The organism is Legionella santicrucis (assembly GCF_001468135.1).
Lineage (GTDB): Bacteria > Pseudomonadota > Gammaproteobacteria > Legionellales > Legionellaceae > Legionella > Legionella santicrucis.
The window spans coordinates 35,597-56,280 of record NZ_LNYU01000048.1; the positions used below are offsets into that span (position 1 = coordinate 35,597).

Consider the following 20,684-nt stretch of genomic DNA (forward strand, 5'->3'; position numbering starts at 1 on the left):
TTTAGAGATAAACACATTGGCTTACCTCCTGCCACATGCGGTGGGCAGTGAGGTAAAATAAATATCGTTAATTAAATGGCAGCTATGCTTCACGTTACCAAACAACAATTTTATCAAGACAGATCAAAACGAATACCTTGAGCTAAAGGCAACTCATTACCCCAGTTAATTGTATTGGTTTGTCGACGCATATATGCCTTCCAAGAATCAGACCCAGATTCGCGCCCCCCACCAGTCTCTTTCTCCCCTCCAAATGCCCCACCAATTTCAGCACCTGAAGTACCTATGTTAATATTGGCAATCCCACAATCACTGCCCCATGCACTTAAAAAATGCTCCGCATTTTTCAAGTTTTGAGTAAACATCGCTGAGGACAGTCCTTGAGGAACATTATTTTGTAAAGCAATTGCTTCATCTAAAGTCTGATAAGGCATAACGTACAAAATAGGCGCAAATGTTTCTTCTTGCACAATATCCCAATGATTTTTTACATCACATACCAGAGTAGGTTGCACAAAGAATCCCGGTTGATGCAGTGACTCTCCACCAAATAAAATACGACCACCAGCTGATTTAATACGAGCTATTGCTTTATTAAATTGCTCTACAGCTTGCTGATCAATAAGAGGTCCCATTAAATTGTGTTTATCTAAGGGATCACCAATTGTTATTTGCTCATAAGCAAAACGTAAACGCTCAATCACATAATCATACATAGAATGGTGTACAAATAAACGTCGTGTCGACGTACATCGTTGCCCTGCAGTGCCTACCGCTCCAAAAACTATTGCCGGTATCGCTAAATGAAGATCTGCTGATTCATCTAAAATAATGGCATTATTACCACCTAACTCAAGAATAGTTTTACCTAAGCGAGCAGCAACTTTCGCAGCAACTTGTTTCCCTACAGCTGTTGATCCAGTAAACGAAATCAGCGGTATACGATTGTCATTAACCATCGTTTCGACAACCTCGTGACTTTCAGGAATAATTAAACTAAATATCTCGGGGCAGCCATTGCGACTTAATACCTCATTACAAATTTGTTGTACTGCTATAGCACATAAAGGAGTTTTTGCTGAGGGTTTCCATAAAGTAACATTTCCACATATGGCAGCTAAAAAAGCATTCCAAGACCAAACAGCAACCGGGAAATTAAAGGCCGAAATAACCCCAATAATTCCATAGGGATGCCATTGTTCGTACATTCTATGCTGAGGCCGTTCTGAGTGCATAGAATTCCCATACAACATTCGTGATTGACCTACTGCAAAATCAGCAATATCAATCATTTCTTGAACTTCACCGTCTCCTTCTTGCTTGGATTTACCCATTTCCAAGGAAACTAAACTACCTAATGCATCTTTATGCTCACGCAAAGCTTGACCAATTTGCCTAATAATTTCCCCTCGTTTTGGGGCCGGGACTTTTTTCCATTCATGAGCAGCATATTGCGCACGCTTCATTACTTCTTCATAATCTTCCATAGTGGAAGTTGCAACTTCGGCAAGTTTTTCCCCATTAGTAGGGTTAAAAGAAACTAACTGATGCTCATGAATCTTGCTTTGCCATCCCTGACCACTAAAAGCCCCAGGGTTAACAGCATGAATTTTTAAATGCTTTAATATATCCATTGATTATCTCCGTAATAATCTAAAATTATATCATTCAACTTGAGATACGACCGTTAATGAACGGTCGTGGATAAGAACGTATGATTGTGATCGATTATGCGTAATAACGACCAAAACGATTTTCCAATACAGCAGATAATTGGAATTTTTCTTGTAAAACCAAACCCTTATATTCATTGGCTTGGCCTAGTGTTAAATCAACAACAGCACAAACACCTGAAGCGGTGCTCACTTGAATGGCAGACCATTCCAACCCGCAAATTTCGACTGGATAAATCTTCTTCACATAATTTCTTTCTGTAAGTTCACCGCGTTTTATTCCTTCTACAGAAACATAAACAATTACAATATCTTGATAGGTTTTAGGAATAGCATTTTCTAAGATTCGCTTTAATGTAGGTCTATCTTGGTTTAAACGCAAGTCATTCATTAATAGACGCATTTTTTGACAGTGACCAGGATAACGCATCGTTTTATAATTCATGGTTTGCACTTTACCTGCATGCATTTCTGCCAAACTTCCAAGCCCCCCAGAGGTATTAAAAGCTTCGTACTCACAACCATCAATTTGAATCGTTTCCAAACCTTCTAATGGAGCTAAGGTAACTGCTTTTCCATATTTAATGGCATAACAGGGATTACCATATTCATTAATTACGCCATCGGTTGACCAAGTTAATGAATATTGCAATGCATTATTTGCATTCTGTGGCAGTGCACCCACACGTAATTTCACATGGTGACATTCTTCAAACTCCTGCATTAGGCTATTAGCAGCAATACTAATAAATCCTGGAGCTAAACCACACTGAGGCACAAAAGCAGTTTCTGCATCCAAAGCAATTGCTTTGACTGCCTCTGTAACAGCTGTATCTTCAGTAAGATCAAAATAATGTGCTTTAGCAGCTCTTGCGGCTTCAGCAACATGCGTATTTAAAAAATAAGGAAGACTTGAGATGACAGCCACAATTCCATGCTTTTCTATATAGGCTTGAGTCGATTCCTTATCTTGAACATCTAAAGCCACAGTCTTGATTTGTGGCACCGCATCCAATAACCTTTTCACATCTGATCCATTAAAATCTACATCCACTAAATGGACCTGATAAGAACCGCTTTCTGACAGTAAGCAAGAAATTAAACTACCAATTTTCCCTGCGCCAGTAATCATTACATTATACATTTGAATCCCTCTCCCATTATAAAACGCGATCATCCTACACAAATTCTCAAGGCTTGGATAGTGTTCTCTAAATCTAAATTTTGTACATGAATAAATAAAAGAAAATTATACTCGCATTATTTAGGCTCTTAATGCGTCATTCTAACGTGAACTTTTAAAAGAAGATATGCTGTTTTAACCACTAATCTAATCGTGTCTATCAAAACATTCGCTAATCAGACATTAAAGCCTTTTGTAGAATATCATCTTTTAATTAATCACATTTGGTTAACTTGACTTTGATTTTATCTTTAGGTCTTGATCAAGATACAAGAACTAGATAAATAAATTGCATGGTGAACTAATGGTGCAATATCTTGCGATACATGTTATCTTTCGATTTTAAAGAAAAGAATTTGCTAATTCTTGACCTAAATCCAGTACTCATTTATCTTACCCTTTTATAATTTACTGATAAAATATGAAGCAAACTGCTTTGGCGAACAGCACAACGCTTAAATCCTCAATTCATCTCAGCTATACAAAATATCTATTTGTATTTATAGCTGGACTATTATCACCTTTTGGCTTTGCACCATTTCACATGCCAGGCCTCACGTTATTAAGTTTAGCATCTCTCTATTTCAGTCTGAAAAATTGTTCTAGAAAACAGAGCGCTTACTTAGGCTTCTGTTATGGATTAGGCTATTTTGGCTTTGGTGTTTCGTGGGTTATCATCAGTATCCATGATTATGGCCAATTAAATTATTTTGTCTCAGCGTTGGTTACATTAATTTTTATCATGTATCTTTCGCTTTTCCCCGCCCTTGTCACCTACTTATATAAGTTACTTGAATTAAAACACAGAACACTACTGTCTTTACTTTTATTTAGCACTTTATGGTGTCTCAGTGAGTATTGTCGCTCCACATTATTTACTGGATTTCCATGGTTGTTAGTGGGTACAACCCTTATTGATACACCCATTAAATATCTTGCCCCTATTTTAGGAATCTACGGATTAAGCTTAATCTGTGTTTTTATCTCTGCATTACTCACCTTAGCTGTTTCACCAAATTATCCAAAACGTTATTATTGCTTAATTGCTTTCATACTCGTCATGATAAGCCCCGCACTATGTAAAAGTGTTTCTTGGTCACAAATAAAACAAGAACCCATTAGTGTTGGTGCAGTTCAAGCCAATTTATCCATGCGTGATAAATGGGATGAAGCTTTATTTTGGAACTTATTAAAATATTATGAAAACGCAATAAATAAACTTTTAGGAAAACAGCTTATTATTTTGCCTGAATCCGCAATACCACTTCCTGCTAGTTATCTGGATAAATATTTGCTCAAATTAAACAAAAAGGCAATAAAAGCAAACAGTGCTTTAATGTTAGGTATACTCCAACCTACAAATGACAATGAAACTCATTATTATAACTCCATCATCACTTTTGGAAAGGCAAAAGGAAAAAAGTTCAAACGCCAACTTGTTCCTTTCGGAGAATACATTCCTAAACCTCTGATTACGATTTATCAATGGCTCAATTTACCTGAAGCAAATTTATTACCTGGAAAAAAGCAACAGCCTTTAATTAAAATCGCGAAACATCCAATTGCAAGTCTGATTTGTTATGAAATTGCCTACCCCAATATTTTGCGCGCACAAATGCCCAAAGCTCAATGGATCGTTTCAATCAGTGATAATGGTTGGTTTGGACATTCACTAGCAAGTTATCAGCAATTACAAATGGCCCAACTTCTCTCGTTACTGACTGGGCGATATCAAGTAGTCGTTAACAATGATGGTTTATCTTCAATAATTGATACCCATGGCAACATAGTTGAAAGTCTCCCCCCATTTAGCTCTGGATTATTACAAGGTACTGTTTATCCTGCTCAAGGTTTTACTCCATGGATTATTTGGTATGAGTATCCTTCTTTGATTTTTTGTACATTTTTTATAATTTTTATACTTTTTATTCAACTTCGTCGCTTATTCCAGCAATAATCTATTGCTGGCAAGCACAAGAGGAGTTATCCTTAGCGATTTAGAGTCACTTAAAAAATTGGACCATGGATAAAACCTATATACCACAAGAAGTTGAGGAACAAGCTCAACAATATTGGCATAAAAAACAATCATTTAATGTTTCGGAAGATTTAAACAAAGAGAAATTTTATTGTTTATCCATGTTCCCCTATCCAAGTGGAACATTGCACATGGGGCACGTGCGTAACTACACTATTGGAGACGTTATTGCCCGCTATCAACGTGCTTTAGGCAAAAATGTCCTACAACCTATAGGTTGGGATGCATTTGGTTTGCCTGCAGAAAATGCAGCGATAAAAAATGGTATTCCTCCTGCTGAATGGACTAAAAAGAATATAGAATCTATGAAAAAGCAGTTTTTACGTCTTGGTAATGCCTATGACTGGAAACGTGAAATTTGCACTTGCACCCCTGAATATTACCGATGGGAGCAATGGTTTTTTATTCGATTATTTGAAAAAGGTTTAGTCTATAAAAAAAATGCCGTGGTAAATTGGGATCCAGTCGATCAAACTGTCTTAGCAAATGAACAAGTGGTTGATGGAAGAGGATGGCGCTCTGGGGCCCTAGTTGAAAGAAAAGAAATTTCTCAGTGGTTCATTAAAATTACAGCTTATGCTGATGAATTATTAAGTTCATTAGATAGTCTGGACGAATGGCCAGCACAAGTAAAACAGATGCAACGCAACTGGATAGGTCGTTCTACTGGTACTGAGATTTATTTCAATGTCAATAATTACCCAAAACGATTAAAAATTTATACGACTCGACCTGATACCCTCATGGGTACAACTTATCTTGCCGTAGCCACGGATCATCCTATAGCCAAAGAAGCAGCTAATAATCGTAAGGAAATCAAAGAATTTATCGACAGTTGCCAAGGCACCAAAATGGCTGAAGCTGAGTTAGCCACTATGGAAAAGCGTGGAATAGATACCGGAATAACTGCGATTCATCCCATAACTGGAGAAAAATTACCAATATGGGTGGCAAATTTTGTACTTATGCAATACGGTTCTGGTGCTGTAATGGCGGTTCCAGCTCACGATCAAAGAGATTGGGAGTTTTCAAAAAAATATCAATTACCAATCAAAGCGGTCATAAAACCAGAAAATGATGTAGTGCATGACTTAAACCTATCCGCTTATACAGGAGAGGGTACGCTAATTCAATCAGGGCAGTTTGATGGATTAAGCTCTACTCAAGCTATAGAAACTATAACAAACTTCCTCGAAGAGCATGATGCTGGTAAGGCCACAATTAATTACAGATTACGTGATTGGGGTGTATCGAGACAAAGATATTGGGGAACGCCTATCCCCATGATTTTATGTGAACAATGTGGCACAGTACCTGTTCCAGATGAAGATCTTCCAGTAGTGCTCCCAGAGAATGTTTCGTTTACCGGAACAGGATCACCTTTAGCTCAATGCCCTGAATTTGTGAACATCACTTGTCCGAAATGCGGACAGGATGCATATCGTGAAACAGATACGTTTGATACCTTTGTTGAGTCTTCTTGGTATTACGCGCGTTTCGCGTGCAAAAGCCAAGAAAATGCAATGCTGGATGATCGGGCAAAATATTGGACTCCTGTCGATCAATATGTAGGGGGCATTGAACATGCCGTAATGCATTTACTTTACGCCCGTTTTTTCCATAAATTAATGCGCGATGAAGGCTTAGTTAATTCCGATGAACCTTTTAAGGCACTATTAACCCAAGGTATGGTTTTAAAAGATGGACATAAAATGTCTAAATCTGTTGGCAACGTCGTAGATCCTAACCATCTGATTGATACCTATGGAGCGGATACGGCACGACTATTTGTTATGTTTGCAGCACCCCCTGAACAATCTTTAGAGTGGTCGGATACCGCCGTAGAAGGCGCACATCGTTTCCTTAAACGAATTTGGTTTTTTGCTTATCAACATCAAAATATGCTTATTGACATAAATGACCTTATTCTCAGTGGTAACGGTCATGTAAACTGGCAACAAGCTGAAAGTCGCTTAAAAAAATCACGCCATATTGTGCACCAAATTCTAGCCCAAGCGACTCATGATTATGATCGTAATCAATTTAATACAGTAGTTTCCGGGTGTATGAAGTTGTTTAATGAATTATCAAGTTATTCTATAGAAACTGAAGAAGATAAATTCTTTATTCATTCTGGAATAAGTATATTACTTCGATTACTCGCTCCTATAACTCCTCACATGACACATCACTTATGGCAACAATTAGGCTTTGAAAAAGCAATTATTGATGCTAATTGGCCTAGGGTCGATAAAGGAGCACTAAAAACCGATGAAGTCGATTATGTGGTTCAAGTTAATGGCAAGCTTAGAGCACAATTTACTGCTAGCGTAGATGCCACAGAAGAAGCATTAATTGCTGCAGCCAAACAACATGTAAAAGATTTTCTAGCGAATCAAACGGTTAAAAAAGCGATCGTTGTTGCGCACCGACAATTAATTAATTTGGTTGTTGGTTGATGAAATATAGTTACTCAAAGTTTCAACCTTTGATTTTACAAAGTATTATTACTATGATACTGGTTTTTTTTCTATCTGCTTGTGGATTTCATCTACGTGGCGTTAGTAATGTACCTAGTTGGCTTAATAATATTGCGCTTATTTCTGAAAATAACGACAAACAATTTATCTCCATAATAGAATCGCGATTGGAAGGTTCAAAGATTCAAATTAATGAGCCTTCTCATGCCCAATACTGGCTTCTAATTAATGAAGTGAATTTACAACAGCAAATTATTAGTGTTGGATCAAGCACAAATCCCAGGCAATATACCTTAACTTTAACCGTAATCTATATATTGAAAACTAGAAAGGGGCAAGAGTTAACTCCTCCGAGCAAGGTTAGTGTGTCCCGACAGCTTACTTTAAATAATGATAGAATTCTTGGTTCTAAAGATGAAGAAAGCATCTTAATTGGAGAAATGAAACAAGATGCAGTGACTCAAATCTTGTATAGACTGAGCCATCTACAAAAGCCTTCATTTTAACTTAATAGCGGAAAAACTGAACTTATCGTGGCTTCGATACAACAAAGCGAAACTCAAGAAAACTTCGTAGAAACCGGGGTTCTGCTTCGCTGCACCTAGGCTACAAAGACAAAAGTGGCTTTTTATATGCAAATAAAACAACAAATGCTCGCTCAACAAGTCCAAAAAAAAATTGCTCCACTCTACATGCTTATTGGACAAGACAACTATCTATTAGAAGATTCTCTAGCTACAATTAAATCTGCCATCAAAAAAAATCATCATTATGATGAAAAAATTATCTCCATCCAGTCTGCCGAAGATTGGAGTTGTATTAAAGAAGAGGCAAACAGTTATTCTTTGTTTTCAGACATTGTGCTTTTAAATGTCTTTTTTGATAAAAAAACAATAGATGCGCTAGGAAAGAAAATTTTAGTGGAATACCTTAAGTCTATTAATCCACGATGCTTTATTATCATAAGAGCGCCTAATTTACCTCTAAAACAATTACAATGGCTCTCTTCCCAAGAACACGCCGTACTTACTGTTGCATATCCACTCGATACAGATGCCATGAAAAATTGGATAGTAACGCAATTAAAGAAAAACTCTATCCAATTTGATCCACAGACTCCTGATTTAATTCACCATTATACTCAAGGAAACATGCTGGCCTGTGCCCAAGTCATTGAAAAAATAATGCTTTCTAATCATGGTAATCAAAAAATTGATGTCCAACAAGTGCAAGAACATTTATCAGATCAATGCGAACACGATCTTTTCGAATTAGTTAATGCATGTCTACTTGGTCAAAGTGATAAAGCAATTCAAATTTTACGTCATGCCGCCAATAATAAAACAGAAGCTACTTTTGTATTATGGATACTGAGTCAAGAAATCAGAATAATTATGCAACTTTATCATTTCTTGGAACATAAAATTGATATTAAAAGCGCCTGTGCTCAATTAAAAATATGGCCACAACGAGTTAATCTCTATCAAACATGTTGTAAGCGATTTAATAAAGAAACATTAATAAAATTACATAGCTGCTGTTACTCTATTGATGAGCGTATTAAATCAAACATAAATACACAAGTATGGAATACTTTGGAAAATATTGCTCTTTCATTGTGTCTGGGAAATATAATAGGTGATTTATGTACAGCATAGCTATTTTCGGTGGCGCATTTGATCCCATCCATAATGGGCATTTACAAACCAGTTTAACCATACAAAAGAATTTCAACTTTGATGCTTATATTTTTCTTCCTTGTAAAACACCAACAATAAAACCAGCTACTATTGCTAGTAGTAAACAACGAATAGAAATGATTCTACGTGCAATAAAGTGCTATAAACAAAATTTCAAATTGGATTTGCGTGAAATAGAACGTGCTACTCCATCTTATATGGTTGAAACTCTTGAAAGTTTTAGAGCAGAGTCTCCTGAGACATCGATTACTTTAATTATTGGTTATGATGCTTTTCTTTCCTTATTTCAATGGCATCAGTGGCAAAAAATAATTACACTTGCACATCTCATGGTAATCAATCGCTCTGAATTCGCTAAGCAACCTATTCCAGAAATCATGCAACAATTTTTAAAAAAATATCAAAGTGAAAATAAAGCAGAACTTTTGAACACTCAAGCAGGGAGTGTGTTTTTATTTGATGCAGGTAATTTTGAAATTTCTTCTACTTCACTTCGTGAAGAGATAAAAAAGGGAGCGAACGTTAAAAGTAAGCTCCCTTATTCAGTCTATGAATACATTAAACATCAGGGGTTATATCAATAAGATTAAAGGACTTATTGTTTGCAGCCATTTGTTTCGCTTGATTAAGAAGTCCCGGTAAATATCCAGAGATCCAGTTAATCACGGGTGTTAGCTGATTATACACCCTAGAGCCTTGAACATATTGTTGATAAGGCAAAGACGTCATGCTTAGTATTGCAAAAATAAGTGAAAGGATAAATACGCCCCGGCCAAAACCGAAAATACCGCCTAAAACTTTATCCATAGCGCCTAAACCACTGCCTTTTAAAAAAAGACCGATGATAAAATTAGCGATACCACCTCCGATTAAAACACCAAGAACAACGACCATAAAACTGACTATTGAAAGGATTGATGGATTTTGTATATAAGGTTGTATATAAGGAGTAACACTGCCCGAATAATTATAACCCGCCCACACAGCTAATATCCATACTCCTATTGCAATAAACTCTTTAACAAATCCTCTTAGCAAACCAGTAATAGAGGATAACCCTATTATTATTATAAAAATTATATCAACCCATTGAAATTGCATCGTTAGCTAACTCCAGTATTGACCACTAAACCATTCAACTGCATAGCAGTTGCTAATTGAGTTTTTACTTTCATCACATCACTTTTAACAGGTGAGTGTCCTACATAAACTTTATAAATAATACCTCGCTTTCCATTTGTTTTAAGGTAATTTGCCTTATATCCTTGGCTTTGTAATCTGCTTACCAACGCTTGAGCATTAGAAAATTTTGCAAAAGATGCTAATTGAACTGCATAAATATTTTTTTGACTTACAGAATGATTCACACTTGCTTTAGCAATAACTGGCGCAGTAACAACTTTCTTTGCTGCCGCTTGTGTCTGTACTTTTATGGGTTTGATCAGTTTCACTGGTTTTGCTGCCACTTCATTTATTTGCTTCTCAGCCGCATTTTTTACGGCATTATTTAACGCAAGCTCAATAGGTTTTGTAGCAACTTCGTGATTCGTTGTAGGCTCTGACTTGGCTATATGAATCGCTGCCTCATCAACAGCTTGAACAGATTGAATAAAATCTTCTTTATCGAGATCAGATCCCTTTTGGTCTAAAACAGGAGGAATTTCTACCTTAGCTACTTTTATGGTTTCAAACATCTCTTTTTCATCAGTCATAACCACATTAGGAGCTGTTGGTTTAGGAGGTAACTGCACATTAACACTAAAATTATTTTCAAAGCGCTGACTTGATTTTTTCATCATTGACGGAAGGAAAATAGCACCCAATGATAAAACAACAGCCAAGCCAACTAAACGATGTTTTAGCTTTTCATCAATTACTAATTTCATTGAATCTCCTATTAGCCATAACATGACTCACTGTAAAAAAAGACCCATAAACAACAATTAAGTCGCCAAGTCTAGATTGTTTTAATGCGGCTTCAAAAGCAATCAGAGGATTAGTATAGCAAAACTCCACAGAAATTGCTGCATCTCTTAAAATTGTAATCAGTAAATCAGCATCGGCAGCTCGTTTATTGTCTAATTGTGCAGGATACCAATAATCAACGCAATCTTTTAAAGGCGTAATTAAGTTAAGAATATCCTTATCTTTTAATGCAGAAAAAACTGCATGTACCCTTGTTTTTTCCATTTTTTGCAAAGTTTCAGCAAGTAATCTTGCTGATTGAGGATTATGAGACACATCATATAATACATCCACAGTACCTCGATGCAATTGTAAACGCCCGGGGATAAAAATGCGCCGCATTGCAGATTGCAAGTGAGTATGAGTTATAGGTAAATACTGCTTCAATAAAAAACATGCGGTAATTGCAGCCGCAGCCGATTTGAGTTGTATCGAAGGTTTAGGTAAGTCATAAATTGAAAAAAGACCGCTCTTTTCGTCATACTCAATACCCCAGGTGGCGTCTTTTTCCTGAATTGAAAAATCACGATCATAAAGATATGTAGGAGAAGCTAGTTGTGTCGCTTTCTTAATTATAGAGGTCGGAGGATTATTGTCTGCATAAATGAATGGTTTACCTGAGCGAAGAATTCCAGCTTTTTCATAACCAATGGCGTCAAGCGTGTCGCCTAAATAATCCTGATGATCATAATCAATTGTTGTAATAATGGATAAATCGGCATCAACTATGTTAGTAGCATCTAAACGCCCACCTAATCCTACTTCCAGAATAATGATATCTAAATTCATTTTTTTGAAATACCACAGCGCCGCTAAAGTAGTCATTTCAAAATAGGTCAGGAGGACTTCCCCTCGAGCTTTTTCAATAATACTGAATGCCTGACATAAATCATCATCAGAAATTGGAGTTAAATTGACTCGAATACGTTCATTAAACTGAATAAGATGAGGCGAAGTATAAGAACCTACTTTATATCCAGCAGAATGATAAATTGCTTCAAGAGCCGTTACAGTCGAGCCTTTTCCATTAGTACCAGCAACAGAAATAACTCGACACTCAGGAAGTTGCAAATGCAATATTTGTGCAACTTCTTTGATGCGAGTTAAACCTAGTTGTATCTCTTGAGTATTCCTGGTTTCTAAATCGTATAACCATTCATTAATGCAATGATGTTTTGGCAACTAATCCCCTGTGGTTTGACGGGTTAATTTGGAGACCAATTCAGCGACAACAGGACGAATATGTTTTCGCTCCAGAATCATGTCAATATGGCCATGCTCTAATAAGAACTCACTACGCTGGAACCCTTCTGGTAAAATTTGTCTTACTGTTTGCTCAATAACCCTGGGACCAGCGAAACCAATTAAAGCATTAGGTTCAGCAACAATTACATCACCAAGACTTGCAAAACTAGCCGATACTCCACCCATAGTGGGATCAGTGAGAACCACAATAAATGGTAATCCTGTTTCGGCAAATTTTGCTAAAGCAGCTGAAGTTTTCGCCATTTGCATTAAGGAAAAAAGCCCCTCCTGCATACGCGCACCACCGCTTGCAGTAAAGCAAATATATGATCTTTGTTCCTTGGTTGCTAACTCAACCGCACGAACAAATTTTTCACCTACAGTAGCCCCCATGGACCCACCCATAAAGTTAAACTCAAAAGACCCAACTACCACAGGCTGTTGTAATAAAGTTCCTTTTACAATAACCAACGCTTCTTTTTCACCAGTCGCTTTTTGGGCCTGGGAGATTCTGTCTTTGTATTTTTTGGAGTCTCTAAATTTTAATCGGTCATGAGGTTCTAAAGAAGCAGCTACTTCCTCTTGACTACCCTCATCAAGAAATTGCTTAATTCGAGTTCTGGCAGATATCCTATGATGAAAATTACAAGATGGACAAACCATTAGATTTTTTTCTAACTCAATACTATAAAGAACCTCATTACAGCCAGAACATTTCAGCCATAAACCTTCAGGAACTCCTTTTTTTTGAGAAGTCTCTGTATTAACTCTTGAGGGTAATAATTTTTTAAACCAACTCATAATTGGAACCTAATTTAAAAAATTTCATTATTATACACAGAAAAAAATATTCTTAAATCCACATCTTGTTCATGTGATAATATCTTCTAATATTTAAAAGGTAGCATTGACGCCCTCATCAATGTTCTAACGCCTAATTATTGTTTCATTTCAAGGCACTTAAAGTTATTATTTAAAATGCCGCTAAAGAAAATATAACGACCTAAATTGAGATTCATGTATGAAACTTATAATATCAATAATAATCTTCATCTGTTTCTTAGTTTCTAGTCAATTTGTTCTCGCGCATAATCGATATGGTGAAACATTGTGCAATTCACCCGATTATTTTTGCATGAAAATTAAAACTGGTGAGAGTTGGGATAAACTTTTTCCAGATGAAGAAGAACGAGATATGGTGAAGCGAATTAATCGTATGAATATTGCTTTACGTCCTGGATTAACCATTGCTGTACCTAAAAATATCGATCGCTTAACGATTTATGATGTATCTCCATTTCCCAGATACATAGAGGCCAACGGTGAAAAAACAATTTACGTAAGTCAAAAAAAGCTAGCATGGGCAGCCTACGACCAAGATGGAGAGTTACTCTGGTGGGGACCAATTTCTTCAGGGATAGGAAAATGTACTGGTGTTCTTGGTGGATGTACTACACCTACAGGTTCATTTCGAATTATCCGTAAACAAGACATAGATTGTGTTTCAACTGTGTTTCCAAGACGATCTGATGGAAACGATGGGGGCGCTTTAATGCCCTATTGTATGCATTTTTATAGGGGTTATGCTCTTCATGGCAGTTATGAATTACCTGGCTATAGGGCAAGTCATGGTTGTGTCAGGATGTTTATTGAAGATGCACGTTGGCTTAACGAAGAATTTATAGATTTACCTGGAGGTGGTATGAAGGGAACTCGTGTTGTTATTGATGAGCCAAACGACCCCAATGAGCAATAGACAAATAATAAACAAACTGTTAATATTTTAAAAGGTGAATTTTATACATTAGTATGATAAGGTTGTCTGTTAGCATTTATGATCGAAAAAGCGGCATAATAAAACATTAGAAATGTTTAATCGATTAACCTACAGCATAGAACTACTCCCAGTTTTCGTCAAAATCAATAGTGTTTACACCTGGAGAATGATAAAAGAATGGCACATTACAATACAGAGCCTCAATCAATAACACATTTCGGAATACAATCAATTATGCCTTGGATGGTATGGGGCTTAGGTTGTTTATTTTATTTTTATGAGTGTCTCTTACAAGTATCGCCAAGTGTTATGAGTCACGAGTTGATGAGAGACTTCTCAGTTACCAGCCAAACTTTAGGAATTTTATCAGGCATCTATTTTTATTCTTATGCAGCCATGCAATTGCCAGGTGGTGTATTAATGGATTATTTCGGCCCACACCGGTTGTTAACATTAGCTACTATAGTCTGTGCCTTAAGTACTATTGCTTTTGGTATGACTGATAGCTTTTTTATGGCTTGTGTCGCACGCTTAATGATAGGTTTTGGTTCTGCTTTCGCAGCTGTTGGAACAATGAAACTTGCTGCCAATTGGTTTCCAGCCCAACGTTTTGCCTTATTAACTGGCCTTATGGTAACCTTAGGAATGCTTGGAGCAATTGGTGGAGAGGCTCCTTTAGCATTATTAATTGACAATTTTGGTTGGCGCCATAGTATGCTAATCATGGGAAGTACAGGACTCGTGCTCGCCGTTTTACTCATTTTCATCGCCAAAGACACTCCTAAAAATCATGAAGTTACTACCTCACATCCCATTGATGAAGAGCAACTAATACCAAGTTTACTTGCATTAATAAAGAATAAACAACTCTGGTTAGTCGCCTGCTATGGTGGTCTAATGTACATGGCAACTCCAGTTTTTTGTGGTCTATGGGGTGTTCCTTTCTTAATGAATAAAATGATGATCACCAAGACGACAGCAGCAAATTATATTTCTCTAGTCTTTGTTGGTTGGGCAATTGCCAGTCCCTTATGGGGAGTATTTTCTAACCGCATTGGCTTGCGTAAACCCCCCATGTATATAGGGTGTGTCGGCGCTCTAATTTGTTCTTTACTCTTTATTTTTGTCCCAATTAATACAGCAATATATATGGAGCTGCTCTTATTCGCATTTGGTATTTTTTCTGCAGGATTTTTACCCGCATTTACCGTTGCTAAAGAATTATGTAATAAAAAATATGTTGCTACGGGTTTAAGTTTCATGAATATGATGAATATGATAGGAATAGCACTAGCACAGCCACTTATTGGTTATATTCTTGATAAAATGTGGGAAGGGGAAATTAATGGTAATGTCAGGGTTTATCCCCTGGAAGCATATCATACTGGCCTTGCTATTCTTCCGCTTGGAATGCTTATTGCTTTAATTATTTTACCAAAAATTAAAGAAACTTATTGCCAAAGTGTACATTAATGAAATAATACGAGGCTCCCTGAGATTATAAAAGTAACCTAGATGCAATAATAGAGAAATCTGGTTCTATTTTTTGCACCTGGAATACATTTTGAAAGTAGATTTTAAATATGGCAAAAAAACTATATATCAAAACTAACGGCTGTCAGATGAATGAATATGACTCATCTAAAATGGCAGAAGTTTTGTTGCACTCACATGGCTTGGTCAAAACCGATCAGGTTGAAGATGCAGATGTGATCTTACTTAACACGTGCTCTATTCGCGAAAAAGCACAAGAAAAAGTTTTTTCTCAATTAGGACAATGGCGTGAATATAAAGCGAAAAATCCTCATGTTGTGATTGGAGTAGGTGGATGTGTAGCAAGTCAAGAAGGTGAAGATATCATTAAAAGAGCACCTTTTGTCGATCTTGTTTTTGGTCCTCAAACATTACATCGACTTCCTGAGTTACTTAATGAGCGAATGGAAAAGAAAAAACCAGTTGTTGATATTAGCTTCCCAGAAATAGAAAAATTTGATCATCTCCCTGCACCTAGAGCTGAAGGACCAACTGCTTTTGTTTCTATCATGGAAGGTTGCAGCAAATATTGCAGCTTCTGTGTTGTTCCTTATACTCGTGGTACTGAAATTAGCCGACCGTTTGATGATGTACTTGCAGAATGTTATCAATTAGCAATGCAAGGAGTTAGAGAAATTAATCTATTGGGTCAAAATGTTAACGATTATCGCGGTGCCATGGAAAACGGCGATATTGCTGACTTAGCACTTTTAATTCATTATCTTGCCGCTATAGAGGGTATAGGTAGAATTCGTTTTACAACCTCACACCCTTTGGCATTTTCAGACAATTTAATTAATGCTTATGCAGAAGTACCTGAGTTGGCGAATCATCTACACTTACCGGTACAAAGTGGTTCAGACCGTATTTTAGGTTTAATGAAGCGAGGATATACTGCTTTAGAATTCAAATCTAAAATTAGAAAACTACGAAAAGTACGACCAGATATTCGTTTATCTACAGATATTATTGTTGGCTTTCCAGGAGAAACAGATAAAGATTTTCAAGATACTATGGATTTAGTCCACGAAATAGGTTTTGATACTTCATTTAGCTTTATTTATAGCCCAAGACCTGGTACTCCGGCTGCTAATTTGCCCGATGACACCCCTTTGGAAGTTAAAAAACAAAGACTTCAGATTTTACAAAGTAGGCTCTTATTACAAGCTTCTCGTTATAGCCAGTCTATGGTTGGAACCACACAGAAAATCTTAGTTACTGGTTACTCCAAAAAAGATTCACAACAACTTTCTGGACGTACTGAGTGCAATCGAGTGGTCAATTTTGATGGCCCAGCACATTTGATTGGGCAATTTGTTGATACTCAAATCAGTGATGCATTACCAAATTCATTACGAGGGCGCCTCATTGCCGCTGAGACTGAAACGATTTAATGATAGAACATATTCAAAAACAATTGATCATTCCTCGCGAGTACCATAATCAACGTATAGATAGTGTACTCGCGCATCTACTACCTGACTATTCACGCTCACAAATCAGTAACTGGATTAAAAGTGGTACAATAACGCTTAATCGTCAATCTTGTAAACCTAAAGACAAAGTTGAAGATGGTGACCTAATTGAGATCAATGTTGATTTTAATACAACAGATACTCATTTAGATCATTGTGCTCCAGAAGAAATTCCTTTAAATATTATCTATGAAGATGAAGATGTTTTAGTGCTCAACAAACCAGCAAATATGGTTGTTCATCCTGGCGCTGGAAATAAAGAACATACTTTAGTTAATGCCTTATTACATCATGCCCCCTCACTCACTCATTTACCTCGAGCAGGAATTGTTCATCGACTCGATAAAGACACGACAGGTCTTTTAATCGTAGCCAAAACCTTACCCGCACATACATCCTTAGTACGCCAAATGCAAGCCCGTGAAATTAAGCGTCATTACATTACTTTAGTACAAGGCCACATTATTTCTGGCGGCACTATTGATACCGGCTTTGGACGGCATCCTAGAAATCGACTAAAAATGACTGTGCAAGAACAGGGAAGGCAAGCCATAACTCACTATTCAGTAAAAAAACAATATCAGGATTTTACTTTATTGGACGTCAACCTCATGACTGGACGAACACACCAAATCAGAGTCCATCTAGCATATATCCATCATCCCGTCGTTGGTGATCCACTGTATGGAACACGTATGCGCTTTCCTGCCCAAGCATCTGAGCACTTACGCGCCCTATTTCAAAACTTTAAAAGACAAGCACTGCACGCGCGCACTCTCTCATTTTATCATCCAAAAACAGAAAAAGAGTTGACGCTTATAGCGCCTATACCTGATGATTTTAAGCTTCTTCTAAACACATTGGACGAGCATTATGGAGACTAAATTAGCGAATTGGCTTGCCCCAGAAAATATTACAGCCTTGAGTACTACCCGACGTTCAGGATTTAGCCAAGCACCTTATGAAAACAACAATATGGGCTTAGGCATTGGAGATAATGATCTCCAAGTGCTGCAAAATAGGCAGCAGCTGATTGAACAATTACATTTACCCGGCGAACCTCAATGGTTAAAGCAAACACACAGTACCCATTGCGTCATCATCGAAGAAGATTCAAATAGAAATGCAGATGCCGCAATAACTCGCTCGAAGAACTCTCCTTTAGTAATTCTTACTGCGGATTGCTTACCAATCATGCTATGTAACGTACAAGGTACTGAGATTGCAGCAATTCATGCTGGATGGAAAGGATTGGCTCATGGTATTATTGAAAATACGCTGGATAAAATGAACAGTCTAGAATCGGAACTACTAGCTTGGATCGGCCCATCCATTTGCCAACAATGCTATGAGGTAGGTGATGAAGTCTACCAAAAATTCATTACTACTTACTCTTTAAGTAAACAAGCGTTCAAGCCCGTAAAGGAAAAATGGCTCGCTAATTTACCTTTAATCGCTGAAATTATTTTAAATTCTAAAGGAATTAAAGCAGTTTATCAGTCAGAATTATGTACTTTTGAGTTAAAAAATGAGTTCTATTCCTACCGAAGAACCTCACAAACAGGTAGAATAGCTACCTTAATCTGGTTTAATGATCAACCTCAGGACTAAAATATGATAAAACGTATCAAATTATTTATAAGTACCCTGCTTCTTTTAACCGCTTCGGCTACATATGCGGTTAATGAAGCCCCCTCATCGATGCCTAGCCTTGCCCCGGTTTTAAAAAACATAATGCCGGCTATTGTTAATGTTGCAGTACAAGGTTATTTGCCTGCTGATGCAGCACCTCCAGGAGCCTCATCTAGAAATGATGATGATGAAGCATTGAATACTCGACGCCCACATCAAACGGCTCCAGAAAAAGGACGTAAATTTGAAAGCATTGGCTCTGGTGTTATTTTAGATGCTCAAAATGGAGTTATTATTACTAATGATCACGTCATTCGTAATGCCACTCTTATCACCATAACACTACAAGATGGCCGACGATTGAAAGCAAAATTGATTGGTAGTGATAGTGAAACTGACCTAGCTGTATTAAAAATCAATGCCACAAATCTAAAATCTTTACCTATAGGTGATTCAGATCAATTACAAGTAGGTGATTTTGTAGTTGCTATCGGAAATCCTTTTGGTCTAAATAGTTTTGGTAATAGCCAGTCAGCAACTTTTGGAATCGTCAGTGCTTTAAAACGCAGTGATTTAAATATTGAAGGTGTAGAGAACTTCATTCAAACTGATGCAGCGATTAACCCAGGTAATTCTGGTGGTGCTTTAGTAAATACCAAAGGAGAATTAATAGGGATTAACACAGCGATTCTTTCACCTTATGGTGGTAATGTAGGTATAGGATTTGCCATCCCTGTTAATATGGCTAAAGATGTAGCACAACAAATAATCAAATTTGGTTCTATCCACCGTGGATTAATGGGGATATATGTCCAACATTTAACTCCAGAACTTGCTCATTCCTTAGGCTATTCAGAAGATTTTCAAGGGGCATTAGTATCACAAGTTAATCCAAACTCTCCTGCTGAACGAGCTGGTTTAAAGTCAGGTGATATCATTACCCAAATTAACAATACTAAAATCACCCAAGCAACCCAAGTAAAAACAACAATCAGCCTCTTACGTGTGGGCTCAAATGTTAAAATGATTGTTCAACGTGATGGCAAACCCATTACCCTTGATGCTGTTGTGACTGACATCAAATCCCATGAACAAAAACTTCAGGCTGGAAATCCTTTCCTCTATGGATTAGCATTAAGAAATTTTGAGCAAGAAACTCCGCCTCATGGTAATGTAATAGGTGTACAAGTTGTTGGTGCTTCAGAAACAAGTGCAGGATGGCGCGCAGGCCTAAGACCCGGAGATATAATTATTTCTGCAAATAAAGCTCCTGTAAAAGACGTGAAATCTCTGCAACAAATCGCACTGCAGAAAAAACAAGAGCTACTGGTTCAGATATTGCGTGGACCTGGCGCAATGTATTTATTGATTATTTAATTTTTTCCAGGCCTGGGTAAAGAAGTACCCAGGCTTAAATTGCTTTTATTCATTAGTGTTAAACACAATGCCCACGATAAAAATATAAATCAATCCATTTTAAATGGCAGACTTGTCCAGTTAAAAATTAGTCCACTCAAATCAAAAAATCACCATTTTTCCCTAAACTTAAACTTATATAAAGAAAAATATAAAAAAATACGTTAATGGACTTGACATACTCTCATTAAAACGACAAAATCACGCGTCTTGTGGCTATGTAGCTCAGCCGGTTAGAGCGCGGCACTCATAATGCTGAGGTCGGTGGTTCGAGTCCACCCATAGCCACCATTACCAAAAAATTGGGCTCTTTCCCAATTACGGTGTACTTCCAATCAACAGTAAACCACCCCTAACGTAAACTCTGTAATTTCGAGATTACTAAAACCAAGTACGACGTTAAATGAGTTTTATCTTTTGATGAAAGCCACTTAGTAAGGTGTTCGTTTTTTCAGAGCAAGATCATTTTCAAATATATGTGGCTCATCCCCATTTCCGGGGGCACTAATCAAGAACACAAAACTTTAACCCTTAACCTGTAATTTTCAAAATTTCTAAACCCATAAG

At 37.1% G+C, this 20,684-nt stretch carries 17 protein-coding genes and 1 tRNA gene; 12 read left to right on the forward strand and 6 right to left on the reverse strand.

Annotated features, from left to right (window positions below; all coding sequences use genetic code 11):
• Window positions 1–113: 113 nt before the first annotated feature.
• Both amaB and Lsan_RS09900 read right to left on the reverse strand, forming a co-directional pair.
• Complete coding sequence (amaB, locus tag Lsan_RS09895) at window positions 114–1,634, reverse strand: L-piperidine-6-carboxylate dehydrogenase (RefSeq protein WP_058514239.1); 1,521 nt, start codon at window positions 1,632–1,634, stop codon at window positions 114–116.
• A gap of 94 nt (window positions 1,635–1,728) precedes the next feature.
• Window positions 1,729–2,817: a saccharopine dehydrogenase family protein gene (locus Lsan_RS09900; RefSeq protein ID WP_058514240.1), complete on the reverse strand. Its 1,089-nt coding sequence runs from the start codon at window positions 2,815–2,817 to the stop codon at window positions 1,729–1,731.
• Window positions 2,818–3,277: 460 nt separating this feature from the next.
• Between Lsan_RS09900 and lnt the strand changes: the two genes are divergently transcribed.
• From lnt to nadD, 5 genes are all read left to right on the forward strand, one after another.
• Window positions 3,278–4,813 carry an apolipoprotein N-acyltransferase gene (gene lnt, locus Lsan_RS09905; protein WP_058514241.1) on the forward strand — a complete coding sequence of 512 codons (1,536 nt, stop codon included), beginning with the start codon at window positions 3,278–3,280 and terminating at the stop codon, window positions 4,811–4,813.
• A gap of 65 nt (window positions 4,814–4,878) precedes the next feature.
• Window positions 4,879–7,353, forward strand: coding sequence for a leucine--tRNA ligase (gene leuS / locus Lsan_RS09910; RefSeq protein ID WP_058514242.1), 2,475 nt, complete (start codon window positions 4,879–4,881; stop codon window positions 7,351–7,353).
• On the forward strand, window positions 7,353–7,880 hold the full coding sequence (locus Lsan_RS09915) for an LPS-assembly lipoprotein LptE (protein WP_058514243.1): 528 nt from the start codon (window positions 7,353–7,355) through the stop codon (window positions 7,878–7,880). The genes leuS and Lsan_RS09915 overlap by 1 nt, the downstream gene beginning before the upstream one ends.
• A 126-nt stretch (window positions 7,881–8,006) precedes the next feature.
• Window positions 8,007–9,032 (forward strand): DNA polymerase III subunit delta, encoded by a 1,026-nt coding sequence (gene holA / locus Lsan_RS09920; protein WP_058514244.1) that lies wholly within the window; start codon window positions 8,007–8,009, stop codon window positions 9,030–9,032.
• On the forward strand, window positions 9,020–9,658 hold the full coding sequence (nadD, locus tag Lsan_RS09925) for a nicotinate-nucleotide adenylyltransferase (RefSeq protein ID WP_058514245.1): 639 nt from the start codon (window positions 9,020–9,022) through the stop codon (window positions 9,656–9,658). Before holA ends, nadD begins: the two co-directional genes overlap by 13 nt.
• Here the strand turns inward: nadD and Lsan_RS09930 are convergent.
• Genes Lsan_RS09930 through accD form a run of 4 tightly spaced genes read right to left on the reverse strand, consistent with a single transcriptional unit; the run spans window position 9,633 to window position 13,085 of the window.
• Complete coding sequence (locus Lsan_RS09930; RefSeq protein ID WP_058514246.1) at window positions 9,633–10,175, reverse strand: CvpA family protein; 543 nt, start codon at window positions 10,173–10,175, stop codon at window positions 9,633–9,635. The two genes, nadD and Lsan_RS09930, sit on opposite strands and share 26 nt — an antisense overlap.
• 2 nt (window positions 10,176–10,177) lie before the next feature.
• On the reverse strand, window positions 10,178–10,960 hold the full coding sequence (locus Lsan_RS09935; RefSeq protein ID WP_058514247.1) for an SPOR domain-containing protein: 783 nt from the start codon (window positions 10,958–10,960) through the stop codon (window positions 10,178–10,180).
• Window positions 10,944–12,221 (reverse strand): bifunctional tetrahydrofolate synthase/dihydrofolate synthase, encoded by a 1,278-nt coding sequence (gene folC / locus Lsan_RS09940; RefSeq protein ID WP_058514248.1) that lies wholly within the window; start codon window positions 12,219–12,221, stop codon window positions 10,944–10,946. The genes Lsan_RS09935 and folC overlap by 17 nt, the downstream gene beginning before the upstream one ends.
• Window positions 12,222–13,085 carry an acetyl-CoA carboxylase, carboxyltransferase subunit beta gene (gene accD / locus Lsan_RS09945; protein ID WP_058514249.1) on the reverse strand — a complete coding sequence of 288 codons (864 nt, stop codon included), beginning with the start codon at window positions 13,083–13,085 and terminating at the stop codon, window positions 12,222–12,224.
• Between the two features lie 220 nt (window positions 13,086–13,305).
• On the opposite strand from accD, the gene Lsan_RS09950 reads away from it, so the two are divergent.
• The 7 genes from Lsan_RS09950 to Lsan_RS09980 all read left to right on the forward strand — a co-directional run bounded on the left by Lsan_RS09950 (window position 13,306) and on the right by Lsan_RS09980 (window position 20,408).
• Window positions 13,306–14,040, forward strand: coding sequence for a L,D-transpeptidase (locus Lsan_RS09950; protein ID WP_058514250.1), 735 nt, complete (start codon window positions 13,306–13,308; stop codon window positions 14,038–14,040).
• 198 nt (window positions 14,041–14,238) lie between these two features.
• Complete coding sequence (locus Lsan_RS09955) at window positions 14,239–15,534, forward strand: MFS transporter (protein WP_058514251.1); 1,296 nt, start codon at window positions 14,239–14,241, stop codon at window positions 15,532–15,534.
• Window positions 15,535–15,644: 110 nt separating this feature from the next.
• Entirely contained in the window at window positions 15,645–16,988 is a 1,344-nt protein-coding gene (gene miaB / locus Lsan_RS09960; protein WP_058514252.1) for a tRNA (N6-isopentenyl adenosine(37)-C2)-methylthiotransferase MiaB, read from the forward strand.
• Window positions 16,988–17,953, forward strand: coding sequence for a 23S rRNA pseudouridine(1911/1915/1917) synthase RluD (rluD, locus tag Lsan_RS09965; RefSeq protein WP_058514253.1), 966 nt, complete (start codon window positions 16,988–16,990; stop codon window positions 17,951–17,953). Before miaB ends, rluD begins: the two co-directional genes overlap by 1 nt.
• Window positions 17,943–18,680, forward strand: a complete 738-nt coding sequence (gene pgeF, locus Lsan_RS09970; RefSeq protein ID WP_058514254.1) for a peptidoglycan editing factor PgeF — start codon at window positions 17,943–17,945, stop codon at window positions 18,678–18,680. The genes rluD and pgeF overlap by 11 nt, the downstream gene beginning before the upstream one ends.
• A gap of 3 nt (window positions 18,681–18,683) precedes the next feature.
• The gene (locus Lsan_RS09975) at window positions 18,684–20,078 is read left to right on the forward strand and encodes a Do family serine endopeptidase (protein WP_058514255.1); all 1,395 of its coding nucleotides are present in this window, start codon (window positions 18,684–18,686) and stop codon (window positions 20,076–20,078) included.
• 253 nt (window positions 20,079–20,331) lie between these two features.
• Window positions 20,332–20,408 (forward strand) — tRNA-Met (locus Lsan_RS09980).
• Window positions 20,409–20,684: the final 276 nt, after the last annotated feature.

What these genes read in the sequence shown, in the direction of transcription:
- amaB (WP_058514239.1), bottom strand. Translation starts at nt 1,634, where the DNA reads ATGGATATATTAAAGCATTTAAAAATTCATGCTGTTAACCCTGGGGCT.
- Lsan_RS09900 (WP_058514240.1), bottom strand. Translation starts at nt 2,817, where the DNA reads ATGTATAATGTAATGATTACTGGCGCAGGGAAAATTGGTAGTTTAATT.
- lnt (WP_058514241.1), top strand. Translation starts at nt 3,278, where the DNA reads ATGAAGCAAACTGCTTTGGCGAACAGCACAACGCTTAAATCCTCAATT.
- leuS (WP_058514242.1), top strand. Translation starts at nt 4,879, where the DNA reads ATGGATAAAACCTATATACCACAAGAAGTTGAGGAACAAGCTCAACAA.
- Lsan_RS09915 (WP_058514243.1), top strand. Translation starts at nt 7,353, where the DNA reads ATGAAATATAGTTACTCAAAGTTTCAACCTTTGATTTTACAAAGTATT.
- holA (WP_058514244.1), top strand. Translation starts at nt 8,007, where the DNA reads ATGCAAATAAAACAACAAATGCTCGCTCAACAAGTCCAAAAAAAAATT.
- nadD (WP_058514245.1), top strand. Translation starts at nt 9,020, where the DNA reads ATGTACAGCATAGCTATTTTCGGTGGCGCATTTGATCCCATCCATAAT.
- Lsan_RS09930 (WP_058514246.1), bottom strand. Translation starts at nt 10,175, where the DNA reads ATGCAATTTCAATGGGTTGATATAATTTTTATAATAATAATAGGGTTA.
- Lsan_RS09935 (WP_058514247.1), bottom strand. Translation starts at nt 10,960, where the DNA reads ATGAAATTAGTAATTGATGAAAAGCTAAAACATCGTTTAGTTGGCTTG.
- accD (WP_058514249.1), bottom strand. Translation starts at nt 13,085, where the DNA reads ATGAGTTGGTTTAAAAAATTATTACCCTCAAGAGTTAATACAGAGACT.
- Lsan_RS09950 (WP_058514250.1), top strand. Translation starts at nt 13,306, where the DNA reads ATGAAACTTATAATATCAATAATAATCTTCATCTGTTTCTTAGTTTCT.
- Lsan_RS09955 (WP_058514251.1), top strand. Translation starts at nt 14,239, where the DNA reads ATGGCACATTACAATACAGAGCCTCAATCAATAACACATTTCGGAATA.
- miaB (WP_058514252.1), top strand. Translation starts at nt 15,645, where the DNA reads ATGGCAAAAAAACTATATATCAAAACTAACGGCTGTCAGATGAATGAA.
- rluD (WP_058514253.1), top strand. Translation starts at nt 16,988, where the DNA reads ATGATAGAACATATTCAAAAACAATTGATCATTCCTCGCGAGTACCAT.
- pgeF (WP_058514254.1), top strand. Translation starts at nt 17,943, where the DNA reads ATGGAGACTAAATTAGCGAATTGGCTTGCCCCAGAAAATATTACAGCC.
- Lsan_RS09975 (WP_058514255.1), top strand. Translation starts at nt 18,684, where the DNA reads ATGATAAAACGTATCAAATTATTTATAAGTACCCTGCTTCTTTTAACC.